This window comes from Streptomyces griseobrunneus (assembly GCF_046713465.1).
Lineage (GTDB): Bacteria > Actinomycetota > Actinomycetes > Streptomycetales > Streptomycetaceae > Streptomyces > Streptomyces microflavus.
On the sequence record NZ_CP177080.1, the window covers coordinates 12401 to 28735 of the forward strand.

At 70.4% G+C, this 16335-nt stretch carries 10 protein-coding genes and 2 pseudogenes; 9 read left to right on the forward strand and 3 right to left on the reverse strand.

The annotated features are described in order from the left end of the window. Positions 1-9: 9 nt before the first annotated feature. Positions 10-624, reverse strand: a complete 615-nt coding sequence (locus tag ACK8N7_RS00060; protein WP_500440269.1) for a hypothetical protein — start codon at positions 622-624, stop codon at positions 10-12. Between the two features lie 308 nt (positions 625-932). Further along, on the reverse strand, positions 933-1823 hold the full coding sequence (locus tag ACK8N7_RS00065) for a universal stress protein (RefSeq protein ID WP_403218622.1): 891 nt from the start codon (positions 1821-1823) through the stop codon (positions 933-935). Between the two features lie 301 nt (positions 1824-2124). Here ACK8N7_RS00065 and ACK8N7_RS00070 point away from each other — a divergent pair, with 301 nt between their 5' ends. The 4 genes and pseudogenes from ACK8N7_RS00070 (at position 2125) to ACK8N7_RS00085 (ending at position 8769) form a co-directional block, all read left to right on the forward strand. After that, positions 2125-4509 carry a phosphoketolase family protein gene (locus ACK8N7_RS00070; protein WP_500440270.1) on the forward strand — a complete coding sequence of 795 codons (2385 nt, stop codon included), beginning with the start codon at positions 2125-2127 and terminating at the stop codon, positions 4507-4509. 135 nt (positions 4510-4644) lie between these two features. Further along, positions 4645-7290 carry a cation-translocating P-type ATPase gene (locus tag ACK8N7_RS00075; protein WP_500440271.1) on the forward strand — a complete coding sequence of 882 codons (2646 nt, stop codon included), beginning with the start codon at positions 4645-4647 and terminating at the stop codon, positions 7288-7290. 108 nt (positions 7291-7398) lie between these two features. Next, positions 7399-8331, forward strand: a complete 933-nt coding sequence (locus tag ACK8N7_RS00080; RefSeq protein ID WP_500440272.1) for a universal stress protein — start codon at positions 7399-7401, stop codon at positions 8329-8331. A 58-nt stretch (positions 8332-8389) separates the two neighbouring features. Beyond that, positions 8390-8769: pseudogene (locus tag ACK8N7_RS00085) on the forward strand (thiol-disulfide oxidoreductase DCC family protein). Here the strand turns inward: ACK8N7_RS00085 and ACK8N7_RS00090 are convergent. Then, a pseudogene (locus tag ACK8N7_RS00090) lies at positions 8678-9264 on the reverse strand (HTTM domain-containing protein); the annotation flags it as partial. The pseudogenes ACK8N7_RS00085 and ACK8N7_RS00090 overlap by 92 nt on opposite strands. A 201-nt stretch (positions 9265-9465) precedes the next feature. Between ACK8N7_RS00090 and ACK8N7_RS00095 the strand changes: the two are divergent. The 5 genes from ACK8N7_RS00095 to mobF all read left to right on the forward strand — a co-directional run bounded on the left by ACK8N7_RS00095 (position 9466) and on the right by mobF (position 16263). After that, on the forward strand, positions 9466-10338 hold the full coding sequence (locus ACK8N7_RS00095) for a universal stress protein (RefSeq protein ID WP_500440273.1): 873 nt from the start codon (positions 9466-9468) through the stop codon (positions 10336-10338). Between the two features lie 530 nt (positions 10339-10868). Further along, entirely contained in the window at positions 10869-11768 is a 900-nt protein-coding gene (locus ACK8N7_RS00100; RefSeq protein ID WP_500440274.1) for a universal stress protein, read from the forward strand. A gap of 32 nt (positions 11769-11800) precedes the next feature. Next, positions 11801-12823, forward strand: a complete 1023-nt coding sequence (adhP, locus tag ACK8N7_RS00105) for an alcohol dehydrogenase AdhP (protein WP_500440275.1) — start codon at positions 11801-11803, stop codon at positions 12821-12823. A 5-nt stretch (positions 12824-12828) separates the two neighbouring features. Beyond that, positions 12829-13692, forward strand: coding sequence for a universal stress protein (locus tag ACK8N7_RS00110; protein ID WP_500440276.1), 864 nt, complete (start codon positions 12829-12831; stop codon positions 13690-13692). Positions 13693-14364: 672 nt separating this feature from the next. Continuing rightward, a complete protein-coding gene (gene mobF, locus ACK8N7_RS00115; protein WP_500440277.1) occupies positions 14365-16263 on the forward strand; it encodes a MobF family relaxase in 1899 nt (632 codons plus the stop codon). Positions 16264-16335 lie beyond the last annotated feature (72 nt).

A 16335-nucleotide genomic window follows, 5' to 3' on the forward strand; every position in this document is an offset into this window, starting at 1 on the left:
GGCACCGGGTCAGAGGAGCCAGCGGTTCTCGCGTACGAGAGGTAGGCGCGCCCAGGGCTGGCCCAGGCCCCAGGTCCGCCCGGCGAGTGACACGGCGACCAGGACGAGGACGGCGGCGTACAGCACGTGGTAGTCGATCACCGGATTCGACGACATGCTGGGGGACCCGTCGGACAGGTGCCGGGCGGGAGGCCATTCCGCCGCCCACATCAGCGCCATCATCGCCGTGCCGGCGAGAGCGGCCGGCCGTAGCGCGATTCCGCTCAGCAGCGCCACACCGATTCCCAGCAGTCCCAGCATGAACGCCCAGTCCGCCCAGGCGTCACCGGCCCAGGCATGGAAGGTGCTCTCCATTGGGCCGGCCGAGACACCGCTCAGGAAGCCCATGGTCGGCGAGCCGCCGTCCACCCACCCCTTACCGGCCCCGGTTGCGTATCCCCAGCCGAAAGCCTTGTCGAAGAACGCCCACAGGAAAGTGAACGCGGTAAGGATGCGGAGCACGGCTGCGGTACGCAGAAGAGCGGTGCCGGTCGTTCCGTCAGCGGGCGCTTGCTCCGCCGTGCCTCTGTGGGAAGCAGGGGGGTAGACGCCCGCGAGGGATCGGGGGTTTTGTTGCAGCGCCATGGTTTCTCGCCCTTGCTCGTGCCACGCGTGGATGCGTGTGCCCGTCCAGACTGTCCGGCGGCCCCGGCCCCGGCACCGGTCCGGTGGTCCTCGGACCCTGCCGAAGGTCCCTTCCCGGCAGGCCGGTTGGAGGTCGCCCGGCCGGAAGAATGGCCGAAGGGCGGTCCCCTGAGGACCGCCCTTCTCTCTTGTCCGGTCGGCTTGGTCCGGACTCGCTGATTCGGCGGAGCGGACCGCGTGCGGTCCGCTCCGGGCGAAAGCCCGCACGGGTATGTCCTCCGTAGGAGGGCGGGGCGGCCGACCGCCGGTCAGGCGTGCGGCACCACGGCTATCGGGCACCGGGCGTGATGCATAGCCGCTTGGATCACGGGCCCGGTGTACGGCCCGGGCCGTAGCCGGTTGTGCCGGCCGAGGACGAGAAGCCCTGCCTCGGACGCGGCGTGCAGCAACAGGCTCTGTGCACGGCCCGGCCGCACCGTTGCCGTCATTACTGTTTCCGGGTATTTCTCCCGCCATGGAAGCACCAGCGCGTCGAGAGCCGCCTCATACTCCGCGGGCACTTCGGACGCGACCGCGGCCCCGGTCCCCGTGGCCGTTACCGGCAAAGGACGGTAGCCGTGGAGGATGCGCAGCGGTGCGCCTCGCGAGCGTGCCGACTCGAAGGCGAAGGCGACGGCCTCGTCGCAGGGGTGCGCGAGGTCGACCCCGAGCACGATGTCACGGTACGGGGTATTCGTCGCGCTGCGGCCCTCGGCGTTCAACTGATGTGCGTCTTCGGCCTGTTCGCCTGCTCGTACGAGGACAACCGGGGTGGGGCACCGGGTGGTGAGGTGCAGCGCGACTGATCCCGCGAGGTAGCCGGTCGCCCCGCCGAGGCTCCTCGATCCGATGACCAGGTGCGCCCCGTCGGCCGACACTTCGAGGAGCACACTCGGAGCGGTCCCCTCCACGGCGTATTCCTCGACAGGAAGGTGCGGATACAGGGCAACGAGATGGTCATGGGCCTCGCGCAGGATGCGTCGCGCCCAGTGATGCTGGCTGGTCGTCGAAGGCAGAGCGGCGGAGGGGTGCGGGGACCGTGTCCAGGCGTGGACGAGCCGCAGTGCCACGTCGTGACGCTGCGCCTCCCGCGCCGCCCACCCGGCGGCGGCAAGGGCCTCGGGAGATCCGTCGATGCCGACGATGACGGGTCGGAGCATGACGTTTGCCTCCTGATAGGCGCTGGTCCGAGGGCGTGGTTTGTTCAGTTCAAGCTTCGCACCGGCCGCAGCGGGGCAAGAGAGGCCGCCCGGCTCCCGCACAGGGCCGACCGGCCCCTCTCTGCCGGCACGCCGAGGCGACCACGATGGAGAACAGCCCGAGGCCGCCCCCGACGGTCACCACGGCCGGAACCCTTGTCGGCGGGGCGGCGCCGCGTCGTCGTTGCGGCGGCCATCAGACACCGGCGGGCGGCCTGAACACCAAAGCCGGCTCGGCTCGGAATCAGTCAAGGAGCAAGACATGCCCACCCTTGTCCGGGGAGACGACCACTACCTCGACGACGCCACACTCACATCACTGGACGCGCACTGGAGAGCTGCCAACTACCTGGCCGTCGGCCAGATCTACCTGATGTCCAACCCGCTGCTCGAACGGCCGCTCCTCCCCGAGCACATCAAGCCGCGCCTGCTGGGCCACTGGGGCACCTCACCCGGCCTGAACCTGGTCTACACCCACCTCAACCGCGCGGCGCGGGAGCGCGACCAGGACACCGTCTGCGTCTGGGGGCCCGGCCACGGCGGGCCAGCCGTCCTGGCGAACTCCTGGCTGGAGGGCACGTACACCGAGACCTATCCCGATGTCAGCCGGGACGCCGACGGCATGGCCCGGCTCTTCCGGCAGTTCTCCTTCCCTGGCGGCGTACCCAGCCACGTGGCACCGGAGACGCCGGGCTCCATCCACGAGGGGGGCGAACTGGGGTACTCGCTGGCCCATGCCTACGGTGCGGCCCTGGACAATCCCGACCTACTCGTCGCCTGTGTGATCGGTGACGGTGAGGCGGAAACCGGGCCGCTGGCAGCCTCGTGGCACTCCAACAAGTTCCTCGACCCCGTCCACGACGGAGCGGTCCTGCCGATCCTGCACCTCAACGGTTACAAGATCGCCAACCCGACGGTGCTTGCACGTCTGCCCCGGGAGGAGCTCGATGCCTTCCTGCGCGGCGTGGGGCATGAGCCCCTCCACGTTGAGGGCGACGACCCGCTGCAGGTGCACAGTGCCATGGCGCACGCGATGGACATCGCGCTCGACCAGATCGAAACCGCCCAGCACAAGGCCCGCGAGGAAGGCGTGACCGGACGGATCCGCTGGCCGATGATCGTCCTGCGGACGCCCAAGGGATGGACCGGCCCGGCCGAAGTCGACGGACTGCCGGTGGAGGGAACGTGGCGCGCCCACCAGGTCCCGCTGACCGGCGTTCGGGAGAACCCCGACCACCTGCGGCAGTTGGAGCAGTGGCTGCGCTCCTACCGGCCAGAAGAACTCTTCGACCAGGCCGGACGGCCGGTGGAGGCCGTGCTGGAGAGTGTGCCTGTCGGTGCGCGGCGGCTGGGCGCGAGCCCGCACGCCAACGGAGGGCTGCTCGTCCGCGATCTGCCGGTCCCGCCGCTGGAGCAGTACGCCGTCGCCGTCGACAAACCCGGCACCACTCTGCACGAACCCACCCGCATCCTGGGGGACCTGCTCGAAGGGGTGATGGAGAACACCGCCCAGCGGCGGGACTTCCGTCTCGTGGGACCGGACGAGACCGCCTCCAACCGGCTCCAGGCCGTGTACGGGGCGACCGGCAAGGCGTGGCAGGCACAGACTCTGGACACCGACGAGTACCTGGACCCGCACGGCCGGGTGATGGAGATCCTCTCCGAGCACACCTGTCAGGGATGGCTGGAGGGCTACCTTCTCACCGGCAGGCATGGTCTCTTCTCCTGCTACGAGGCGTTCGTCCACATCGTCGACTCGATGGTCAACCAGCACATCAAATGGCTGCGCACCTCCCGCCGCCTGCCTTGGCGGCGTCCCATCGCCTCGCTCAATTACCTGCTCACCTCGCACGTGTGGCGGCAGGACAGCAACGGCTTCTCCCACCAGGACCCCGGCTTCATCGACCACGTCCTCAACAAGTCACCCGAGGTTGTCAGGGTGTACCTGCCGCCGGACGCCAACACGCTGCTGTCCGTGGCGGACCACGTCCTGCGCTCCCGCGACTACGTCAACGTCGTCGTGGCCGGCAAACAGCCGTGCTTCGACTGGCTGACGCTCGAAGAGGCCCGGGGACACTGCGCCCGCGGTGCGGGCATCTGGGACTGGGCCGGCAGTGAAAACCCCACGGGAGAGCCGGATGTCGTCCTCGGATGCGCGGGGGACGTCCCCACCCTGGAAGTGATGGCCGCCGTCCAGCTCCTGCGGCGTCACCTGCCCGACCTCGCCGTCCGGGTCGTCAACGTAGTCGATCTGGCCCGCCTGATGCCGCGGGAGGAACACCCGCACGGCATGCCGGACGCGGACTTCGACGCCCTGTTCACACCCGACAAGCCCGTCGTCTTCGCGTACCACGGCTACCCCTGGCTCATCCACCGCCTCACCTACCGGCGCACCGGCCACGCGAACCTGCACGTGCGCGGCTATAAGGAGGAAGGCACAACGACCACCCCCTTCGACATGGTGGTGCGCAACGACCTGGACCGCTACCGGCTGGTCATGGACGTTATCGACCGCGTCCCCGGCCTTGCCGTCCGCGCGGCAGCGGTCCGCCAAGATATGGCAGACGTACGCCTGCGCCACCACGCCTGGATCCGCGAACACGGCACCGACCTCCCCGAGGTCAGCGACTGGGCCTGGACCAACTGACGCCCACGAACGCGTGATGGCATTGCGCAGAGACCGGCAGCGACACGGCCTCTTTCGCCGCCCGGCCGGCCGCTCGCCGGACACCGCACCACGTCACCAAACCCTTGACGCCCAACCAGAGCCGTCGGAGCCGCCATGCCCGTATCGTCCGGTCTTCACCCCGAACCGACCCGCGAAGAGGGCCTGAGCCAGGAGGAGGCTGCCCGGCTCCTGGCCGAGCACGGCCCCAACGTTCTCGCTCCGCCCCCCGCGATCTCCCTGTGGTCCCGGGTTTTCGCGCAACTCCGCGACCCGCTGATCGTTGTGCTGCTGGCCGCGGTGGCACTGACCATCGCCACCGCGGACTACGCCGACGCGGTCATCATCAGCGTGGTCGTCCTGTTCAACACCACTGTCGGGGTGGTGCAGGAGGTCCGCGCCGACAACGCCGTCGCAGCCCTCTCCGCCATGACCGCCCCGACCGCACGCGTCCTGCGCGACGGCATGGAGCAGGAGACGCCCTCCGCCGACGTCGTACCCGGGGACGTCCTGATGCTGGGGGAGGGTGACATCGTGCCGGCCGACGCCACCCTCCTGCAGGCCGCAGCGCTCCTGGTCGACGAGTCAACACTGACCGGCGAATCCGTGCCGGCGGACAAAGACGCCCGGAGCGCGGACCCGGAAGTGGCACAGTTGCGGGCCGGCACCGTGGTGGTGCGTGGCCGGGCCATGGCCACGGTCACCGCGACCGGAGAGCACAGCGCCCTGGGCGTAATCGCAGCATCGATGCATCCCAGGCAGCAGATGACCCCCTTGCAGAAGCGTCTGGCCAGCCTCGGCAAGGTGCTGGCCCTCGTCACCGTCGGGCTGTGTCTCCTGGTCCTGGCCCTCGGACTGCTGCGCGGTCAGTCGCTGGAACTCATGGCCATCACCGCGATCAGCCTCGTTGTCGCCGCCGTCCCGGAGTCACTGCCGGCCGTGGTCACCCTCGGCCTGGCCCTGGGCGCGCGACGGATGGCCACCCGCAACGCGGTGGTCCGCCGCCTCTCGGCCGTCGAGACCCTAGGATCGGTCACCGTCCTGGCCACCGACAAGACCGGCACTCTCACCGAGGGACGCATGCTCCTCGAACGCGTCTGGACCCCCCACGGCACCGTCACATTCACCGGAACCGGGTACGAACCCGTGGGCGAGTTCCTGAACGACGACGTTGCTCCCGCTCCCGCACTGGCTGAGGCCGTGCGCGAAGTCCTCGTGGCAGGGGCTCTGTGCAACGACGCCTCGCTGGTACGGCCCACCGAAGAGACCGCACCCTGGGCCGCCCTCGGCGACCCCACGGAAGCCGCCCTGCTGACCGGCGCCGCGAAAGCAGGCTGCGCCCAGGAAGACCTCGCCCGCACCCGGCCCCGGGCCGGCGAAGTCCCCTTCGACAGCCTCCGCAAACGCATGACCACTCTCCACAGCACACCAGGAGGGCAGATCGAGATCTACCTCAAGGGCGCACCGGAAGCGGTCCTCGAACCATCACTGCTCGACGAGAAGCCCGACACGCTGGAACGGGCACGCAAGGAGGCAGCCGCCCTGTCCGCCGAGGGCTACCGTGTCCTGGCCGTGGCCGCCGGGTCTCGCGCCGACCTGCCAGGGCGCGTGGAGGAGGCAGAAAGCGGTCTGAAGCTGCTGGGCCTGGCAGCCATCAGCGATCCGCCCAAGGAAGCGGCCGAGGCGACCGTGCGCGCCTGCCGGCGCGCGGGCATCACCTCCGTCCTCATCACCGGAGACCATCCGGCGACCGCCCGCGCGATTGCGGCGCGCGTCGGCATCCTGCAGGGCGACGAAGCCACCCAGCCGGACCTGGTGGCCACCGGCCAGGAACTGGCGGCAGGCCAGGTCCCCGACCTCACCCGGATACGGGTCTTCGCCCGGACCACGCCGCAGCAGAAGCTCGACATCGTCGAAGCTTGGCAGGCACGAGGTGAGGTCACCGCGATGACCGGCGACGGCGTCAACGACGGCCCCGCACTCCGTCAGGCCGACATCGGCGTCGCCATGGGCCGCCGCGGCACCGAAGTCGCCCGACAGGCCGCCGACCTGGTCCTCGCCGACGACGAACTGACCTCCGTCATCGCAGCGGTCGAAGAAGGACGCCGGGTCTACGCCAACATCCGCCGCTTCCTCCTCTACGCCCTGGCCGGCGGGGCGGCAGAGATCCTCATCATGCTCCTGGGCCCGATGGTCGGCCTCGCACTACCCCTGCGCGCCGGACAGATCCTCTGGATCAACCTCCTCACCCACGGCCTGACCGGGGTCGCCATGGGAGCAGAACCAGCCTCCCCCGACGCGATGAACCGCCCGCCCCGCCGGCCGCAGCAACACGTCCTCGGCGACGGCCTGTGGCAGCGCGTCCTGCGACTGTCGATCTTCGTCACGATCCTGTGCCTCGGCATCAGCCTGTGGTCCCGGCACACCGGCGGACCCTGGCAGACGGTGCTGTTCCTGGCCCTGCTGGCCGCCCAGCTCGGAATAGCCCTGGGACTACGCGAACGAGTACTCACCCGCCTCAACCCCTCCCTCCCGGCAGCCATCCTGGCCGCAGCAGCTCTGGGAGTCGCCGCCGTCTACATTCCCTTCCTCTCACACCTCCTGGGCACCTCCGCCCCCTCCTTGCCGGACCTCAGCATCGCCACGGCGGCCGGCCTCGCCGCCTTCACCGCAGCACGCACAGAAAACCATTTCGCGAAAAGCACCAGCAACGCCTCGAACGCGACCACCACATCGCGCCCGGACCGCACCCCGGTCCGGTAGCAGCGTCCTGGGTGCACATGGCCAAGCCGAAGGCCGCCATTTCCGAAGCGCGCCTGTGCAGCGGAACGCGTTCAGCAAAGGTCTCCGTCAGTATGAGAAGGAGCGGCAATGAGCCTACGAAGCGAACCCCCACACGGCCACGTCGTGGTCGGAACGGACGGATCCCGAGTCGCAACCCACGCACTCGACCAAGCCGCCGGAGAGGCACACCGCCGCCAGGTGCCTCTCGAGATCGTCCACGCCTGGCCATGGGGCGGAGCCTACGAACCCTTGGACGATGATCCGCAAGACATCCTGGCGAAAGCCGCCCAGCACGTCACAGACCGTAGCCCGGGACTCCAGGTCACCACGACCGCCGTCCCGGACGACGCAGCGGAAGTCCTGGTCCAGCGGAGCCGCACAGCGGCACTCACCGTCGTCGGCACCCGCGGCAACGGGGGCTTCAAGGGCCTGCTCCTAGGCTCCGTGAGCCTACGGGTGGCCGCACACTGCCGAAGCCCGCTCCTCATCGTCCGGCACGAACCCGCGCCACAGCCGATCTCATCGCCCCCCACCGTCGTGGTGGGCCTACGGGGAGAAGAAGACGATCCGGCAGCGGCCTTCGCCTTCGCAGAAGCCCTTCGCCGGAACGCCAATCTCTCCATCGTGCACGCATGGACCTACAACCGAAACGACCGCACACACGGTGATCGTGCGTCCCGCGCGCGGCAGGAAGAGCTGACGGCTGCACGAGTGGTGAAAGCCCTCCACAGGGAGAACCCCTTTGTGCAACTGGACAGCCGATCGGTACGCGGCGCCCCTGCCCAGACTCTGATCGACGCCAGCACCACGAGTGCGGTCGTCGTCATCGCCGCACATCACCGAAAGTCCGGGCTAGGACTACAACTCGGACCGGTGACCCATGCGCTGCTGCACCACGCAAGCTGCCATGTCGCCCTCGTCCCCGTTATGGGCCTCACAGACGCCGAAGCAACTTCACCTCAGAAGCATCCGGAGGGGCCGGCGCAAGGCCACGCAGAAGAGGCCGACGGCCTCCCGTAATAGGGCGGCTCGTTCGGGCAGGACGAGGTTCACGACGTCTCGACCCGTACCTGTTCTCGTGTACGACGGCGACTGCGCCTTTTGCACGACCTCGGTGAACTTCCTGACGCGGTACGTGCGTCCGCGATGCACCGTGACCCCCTGGCAGTTCGCCGACCTGGACGCTCTCGGCGTCACCCAGGAGCGGGCCGAGCACGAGGTGCTGTGGATCTCGCCGCTCGGGGCGGTGTACGGGGGCGCGCAGGCCGTCGCCAAGTTGCTGCTGCGCGCCGGTGGGGGCTGGGCGTGGCTGGGCGGTCTGCTGACCCTGCCCCGGTGCGGTGGATCGCCCACGGCATCTACCGGCTCATCGACGCCAACCGCACCCGTATGCCGGGCGGCTCGCCGGCCTGCGCGCTGCCAGCGAGCCGCAGGCTGGGTGCAGGATTCGTGCCCTAGGTACGGTCGCGACGGGGGTGGCGGGGCTGCCTTGCTTCGGTACCGCACCACGTGGTGCCTCCGAGGCTTCGGGCGTCCTTGGGGTTGCCGCAGCCTCCGGCGCCTCTGGTGCCCCTGCCGGTGTCGGCTGCGGTTCTTCCGTACGTCCGAGTGCCCGGCGGGCCAGGCTTCCGGCCGCGGTCCAGAAGCGGTCGGGCAGGAACACCGCGTCGGCGATGATCATCGCGCCGGAGAACGGCGGTAGCCCCATGAGCATGGTCAGGACCGGTACTTGAGCCTGCCGAACAGCACGAACGGGAAGGCGACCTGGAGGAGCACGGTCAGGTAGCCGACGACCGCGATGGCGAGCGCCTGGTCGTCCGCCCAGTGGGAGAGCGCGGGCCACGGCTGGAACAGGTCGAGGTTGAGGACGTAGTGCAGCGCGGTTCCGGCTCCCCAGGTGCCGCCCTGCACCTTGTAGAGGCCGGCGGCGCCGTAGAGGAAGCAGACCTGCGCTTCCCCGGAGCGGCCCTTCCGGCCTCGGCCGTCCGTTTTAGCGCGAGGCCGATTTGGGGTTCCGTCGGGCAGCACGATCAGGGCCGCTCAGGCCGACACCAGGGACGATCGGCCCCATCGCCCTTCGCCGGCCACGTGTGAGGCTCACACCATCACGTCCGCTGGGGCCTTCCTTTCCCAGCGGCAGTATCAGGAGGCAACATGTCCGGCATCACCGTAGGACTGGACGGCACCGAACACGCTTCGGCGGCGGCCGACTGGGCCGCGGAGGAGGGGGAGCGCCGGGGATCGGCCCTGCGACTGGTCCACGCCTGGCTCTGGCGCCCCTCCGACGTGGCGTACGTCGGAGACCGGGCGGCCGAGGAGCGCTGGGTACGTAACATGCTCGACGAGGCCCGGTCCCGCGTGGCCGGGCAGCATCCGGGCCTGGACATCACGACCGAGCTGATCGTCGGTGACCCGGTGCCCACCCTCCTGGCCGAAGCCGCACGCGCCGACATGCTGGTGCTGGGGTCGCGCGGTTACGGCACCCTGACCGGCTATTTGATCGGTTCCATCTCGATGAAGGTGCTGCGCCATGCGGCCGGGCCGGTCGTCATGGTCGGGAAGCCGCATTCCGGCACGCCCCAGCAGGCTCCGGAGGTGGTGGTCGGCGTGGAACCTGGCCAGATCGGTGACGCGGTCCTGGAGTTCGCCTTCTCAGCCGCGGCCGAACGCGGAGCAGCCCTGCGTGCCGTACATGCCTGGAGCGTCCCGACGGCCCTCGCCTGGAGTCCGGGTTCGCTGTATCTGGTCGACGGGGCGAACGAGCTGGAGCAGATCAACAGAGAGGTCCTGGCCGACATCCTCAAGCCATGGCGGGACAAGTATCCGAAGGTCGAGGTCGTGGAGCAGTTCGAGATCGGCTCTGCCTCCGAGGTCCTGCTGTCCAACAGCGCCGATGCCGGCCTCGTGGTCGTCGGGCGTCGCAGCCACGAGGCGGGCCTGCGACGCCTCGGCCCGGTCACCCACGCCGTTCTGCACCACGCCACAGCCCCCGTCGCGGTCGTGCCTCACGACTGTCCCCCCGGGTAGGACTGCCACCCCCTCGCCGCGCGGCATCCGAGAAGACAGACGCGCGTGGGGAGAGATCTCATCCCCTGCTGCCTCATGCACAGGCGGGGAATGCCGGACGGTGCTCGCGGGCACCAGGGCCGTGCAGCAGCGGACCGAGCGGATTCCCGGCAGGGAGGTGCGGCTGCCGATCACCGACGACGGCGCCGGCGTACCGGCTGACGGACCGGACTTCTCTGTCACGTCGTGGTCGGCCCGATGCGGTGACTTCTCTCCCGCGTCGGCCGGAGCGGCCTGGGCGGACTGCTGGCTAGAACCGGGCCCGAGCGGTGCCTCTCCGGTGCCGCTCGGCCTGGCGCGGTTGTGGCCGTCCGTTTCCGGTCCCGTCCGCGGCAACGGAGGACCGTGGCTGAGCAACCGGCGCCTCGGACCGCCGCACACCCGCACTGATGGGGCCGGTCGGCCCCTGCCGGGGACCAGCGGCCTCTGCCCCGAGAGCCTGCCGAGCGTGAAGCTGGAATCAGAGCATCCGATACAGGAGGGGACCAATCATGGCCCGCACGATCACCGTAGGACTCGACGGATCGGCCGAGAGCGGAGCCGCTGCGGAATGGGCGGCGCGCGAGGCGAAGCTGCGTGACCTGCCGGTACGGCTGATCCACGTGTGGATGCCGGTGCCGGAACCGATGGCCCAGGCCCCTCTCCTGGGAGCAGAGACCCACCAGCACTGGACCGAGCGGGTTCCGCGCGAGGCCGCCGAAGGACTCAGGCTGCGCCACCCGGGGGTCGAGGTCAGCACCGAGCAGCGTACCGGGACGCCGGCCGAGGCCCTCGTGGAAGCCGCCCGTGACGCTGAGCTGCTGGTCCTGGGGTCCCGGGCGCTGAGCGGGCTCGGCGGCTTCCTCGTGGGCTCCGTCGGACAGGCCGTGATCGCCCGGAGCGAGGTGCCCGTGGTCCTGGTGCGCGCCGGGGAACAGGCCGTCGACGAGCACGTCATGGACCCTGCCGGCATTCCGTCCGCCGCCACCGCTTTCCGGCCCGTCGTCCTCGGCTTGGGCAGCCCCGACAACGCCGTCATCGCCTTCGCTTTCGAGGAGGCACGGCGCCGGGAGACCCCATTGTGCGTGGTCCAGGCCTGGGACACGTGGCCCTACGCCGTCTACACCATCGGGCCGGGTTTCGAGCACCACGAGGGATTCACCCGGCAGCGGGCCGACGCACTTGCCGACACGCTGCGTCCCTGGCGGCAGAAGTACCCGGACGTCGAGGTCGTCGAGATGTCCCGCCCGGGCAGCGCCGCCACTCACTTGATCGACGCCTCCCGGGACGCCTCCCTCGTCGTCGTCGGCAGACGTGTGCGCCGCAACCCCTTCGGCACCCACATCGGGGCCGTCACCCACGCGGTGCTGCACCACTCCACCGCGCCCGTCGCCGTCGTCGCACACGACTGACGCACATCCGTACACAAGAGAACGGGAACAACATGAAGGCAGCGGTCGTACGGGAATTCGGTCAGCCCCTCGTCATCGAGGAGCGCCCCGACCCGGAGCCCGGCCCCGGACAGGTCCGTGTCCGCGTCGAGGCGTCCGGGCTGTGCCACACCGACATCCACGCCGCGCACGGTGACTGGCCCGTCAAACCCACCCCGCCGTTCGTGCCCGGTCACGAAGGTGTCGGACTTGTCGAGAAGCTCGGCGAGGGGGTCACCCATCTCGCCATCGGTCAACGGGTCGCCGTGCCGTGGCTCGGCCGCGCGTGCGGACGGTGCGAGCACTGCCTGTCCGGGTGGGAGACGCTATGCGAGAGCCAGGTCAACACCGGTTACGGCTGCGACGGCGGATACGCCGAGAAGATGCTGGCCTGGGCCGACTTCGCCCAGCTGGTGCCCGAGGGCGTCAGCGCCATCGACGCCGCCCCGCTGACCTGCGCGGGCGTCACCACCTACAAGGCCCTGAAGGTCGCAGGCGTCCGGCCCGCACAACTTGTCGCCATCTCCGGCGTGGGCGGTCTCGGCCACCTGGCGGTGCAGTACGCGAAGATCGCCGGCGCCACCGTCGCCGCCATCGACGTCACCGACGAGAAGCTCGAACTCGCCCGGGAACTGGGCGCCGACATCCTCATCGACGCCCGTACCCAGGACGTCGGGGCGGAGCTGAAGCGGCACGGCGGCGCCCACGCCGCTCTCGCTCTCGCCGTCAGCCCGGCCGCCTTCGAAGCCGTGAACTCGGGCCTGCGGCGCGGCGGGAAGCTCGTCATGGTGGCCCTACCCGCGCACGGCACCATCCAGGTGCCCATCTTCGACACCGTGCTCAACGGCACCTCAGTGATCGGCTCCATCGTCGGCACCCGCCAGGACCTCGCAGAGGTCTTCCAGCTCCACGCGGACGGCCGGACGAAGGTCATCCAGGAGACCCGACCGCTCACCGCCGTCAACGAATCGATCGACGAGGTCCTGCACGGCAAGGTCAAGGCCCGCATCGTCTTCGACCTCGGCGCGGGAGGCTGAGAGCGATGAACCTGCCCCTGATCGTCGGCGTCGACGGCTCCGAACCCAGCCTGCGGGCCGTCGACTGGGCGGCCGACGAGGCCGCCCTGCGCCGGGTGCCCCTGCGGATCGTGTACGCCTCCCTGTGGGAGCGCTACGAAGGGCCCGCACTCGCGCCGGAGGTCGGCAGCACGTCCGGGCGTGTCACCGCGGCGGACATCCTAGCGGCCGCGGCCATGCGGGCACTGCGCCATCATGCCGAGCTGCCCGTGACGACCGCCGACGTGCTGGAGGAGCCTGAGCACGCCCTCGTGCGCGAAAGCCGCGACGCGTCCGCCGTGGTCGTCGGCACCCGTGGACGCAGCGGTCTCGCCGACCTGCTCCTGGGCTCCGTCAGCCTGACCGTGGCCGCACAAGCGCACTGCCCCGTCATCGTGATCCGTGGCAACCACAGCAACCGCGCTGTCGGCGGACGTCAGCACCACATCGTCGTCGGCGTGGCCGACGCGCCGACAGCGGCCGTGCGCTTCGCCTACGCCGAGGCGAAGCGACGCGGTGTGCCGTTGGAGGCGGTACGCGCGTGGCGGTGCCCCATACACGAGACGGTGGACCACCCTCTACTCGCGGGTGGTCCCGAACGGCTGCACGAGGAAGGGGCGGCCAAGGAGCTGGAGGAAACTCTCGCCGACGCCCCCATGGAGGTTCGGTTGAGGCGGCGCACAGTGGAGGGCCCCGCCCGCAGGGTCCTCCTGGCCGCCTCGCGAGACGCCGACCTCCTCATCGTCGGCCGACGGCATCCCGGCCGACTGGGGCCTCATCTCGGACGGGTCGCCCACACGGTCCTGCACCATTCCGGCTGCCCTGTCGTGGTTGTGCCGGAACCGGAGTGAAGGCACAGGCTCCGACGCCGGACGACGGGAACAGCGGACCGGCTCCTACCAGGCGGTAGGGGCAGCCCCGTTACCCGCGACACGCGGGCAGAGCACATACCGGAGAGTTCGCGGTGACGGGACAACTGGCGCGCCGGGCTGCGCGGGAACTGCTGGACGCAGGGCGCGGCAGGGGTGACGTCGGGAGGCACCACGGCGCTCAAGAAGCGCGCTCGGTCCGGACAGCGGCCGACGTCGCGGGCTCTGCGGTCACCACGAGGTTGGAACGGTAGGTGTGGCGTTCGTCGTCCCACTCGGCGCAGGTGCTCCACCGCACCATCATCGTCAACGACGAAACCGCCAAGAGCCTGCGGAACGAGAACGCCGTCGGCAGACCATCGGTCGTGTCTAGGCTGAGCCGGCCGTTGGGATGCTTGGCCGCGGAGGCCGCTGGTGAGAGACGCGGTAAGGGGTTGGGGTGGGTGTTCGCTGGGGCGCGGGCCCGGGCAGGTTGGGGCGGGTGGTGCCTACGTGGCCGCGCAGCATTTTCCTGGCCCTGGTGAGGTCCGCCCGGCGGGCTCGATGCGACCGCGGATACCCGTGCGGCGGGATCGGCCGTGAAGTTCCGGTGAACTCTCCCGTCCTAAGGGATCGGCCCTTTTGCCCAGGTCGGAGCCGGTGTTCGCTGCCTGGATGCTGAGTGTTGCGAAGGTTCAGAGGGCCAATGCGTGGCGGTACTACGTGCGCGGGGTCGCGTTTGGGGACGGTCGGCGTCCGGTGGGCCAGTCGTTGAAGGACGCCCAGGAGATGGCGGGCCTTCCCCCGGGGAGGTGGTGGGGGCGTGGCCTGGCCGCGCTCGGGCTCACCGCCGGGCAGACGGTGACCGAGCGACAGATGGAGCTGGTCTTCGGGCAGCTCCGCCACCCGGACTCCGACCGGATCGAGCGCGAGCTCCTGGACGACGGCGTTGACCCGGAGGCGGCCCGGCTGGCGACCGTCCTGGGGCAGCCGGTCGAAGAGATCGAGCGACGCAAGGCGACCCCCTTGTTCGCGCTCGACTACACCTTCCGGGCGCAGGCGTCCCTGATCGTGCTGTGGGCGCTGGGAGATGCTCACACCCGGCGGGTCATCGAGCGGGCGCACGAGCGGGCCATCGCCACTGCGCTGCGCTGGCTCGAGGACGAGGTCGCAGAGACCCGGTGGTCCTCGGGCCGTCAGAGCGCGAAGGCACCGGCCCTGGTGGTCGCGAAGTGGCGGCACTTCGACAACCGGGACGGCTTCCCTCTGCTCCACGACCACTGTCTGGTCCTCAACCGGGCCCAGCGCCCGGGAGGCTCCTGGTACGCGCTGGACACGGTCCGGCTCTTCCAGAACGTGGTGGCGGCCGGGACGCTCTACACCCTCACGATGACGACCGAGGTGTGCGAGGAGCTCGGGCTTGCAACGGTGCCCCGGGAGGTGACGCCGGGCCTGCGCCCCGTCATGGAGATAGCCGGCGTCGACCAGGAGCTCATCGACTGGTCCGCCACCCGCCGCGAGCAGATGGCGCCGGTGCTGGAGCGCATCACCGACAAGTACGTCAAGAAGCACAAGCGGCTGCCCGGCGAGCGCGGCCGCAACGGACTTGGGTGGTGGGCGGCGCAGGAGACCCGCCGGGTGAAGAAGACCCCCAAGCCCTTGCAGCAGCTGCGCGCGTGGTGGCGCACGTCCGCGGTCCTGCGCTTCGGCGAGGCGATGGTCGACGGGCTGCTGGAGCGGTGCCGTGCGGCCGGGAAGGCGATCCGGGCCCGGGTCGGCCCGGTGGTGGACACCGCCCTCGCCGCTGTCGACGTCGCCGCGGTCGTCTTCACCGTCCGCAGCTCCTTCGCTCGCCGCCATGTCCTGGCCGAGGCGCGCCGGCACCTGCTGGAGACCCTGCGCGGGCGCGCCTACGTGCCCGGCATCGACAGCTACATCGCCGAGCGGGCTCTGGAGCGCTATGGCCGTCAGCTCACCGTGCCGCAGAAGGGCCGGCGGGCCCCGGCTGCGGATCAGCTCTCCTACACAGCCGAGTTCACCTCGCCCAGCCGCTGGTGGATCGCGGGCGCCGATGGGAAGCCGCCCCGGGAGTCGACCCGGTACGAGCGGGCCCGGGTCGCCAGCCTCGCCCTGCAGAACGCGATCCGTACCGCCCTCACCGAACCGCCCGCACGGGACGAAGCCCCGGCCGCGACCGCGTCGGCCGCACTCCCGCCCACCGGCGACCACGACCAGGCCGCGCCGCACGGCGTCGACCATCCCGGCCGGGCTGCCGCTCAGGCCCCGGCACAGCGGGCCGCCGCCATCCACGCCCACCAGCAGGCCGCGATGCCGCAGGAGTACCTGGAGGGCCGCACCACGGACCCCGAGACGTGGATCACCTCGCCGCAGAACCTCGCCCACCTAGCCGCCCTCACCCGTGCCGCCGAGGCCCGCGGCCGCACGGTCGAAGAGCAGGCGGACCAGACCAAGCACGCGCACCAGGCGAAGCAGGCTCCGGCCGCCGACGCACAGCAGCAACAGCAACAGACGGCGCAGCCCGGCCAGAGCAGGGGAGCCGGCCCCGACCTGTGAAGGCCGGGCGGCGCGCGTCGGCCGGAGTGGACTCCACCCTGATGTCCATCGGCGAGGGTGGAGTCCACCGTG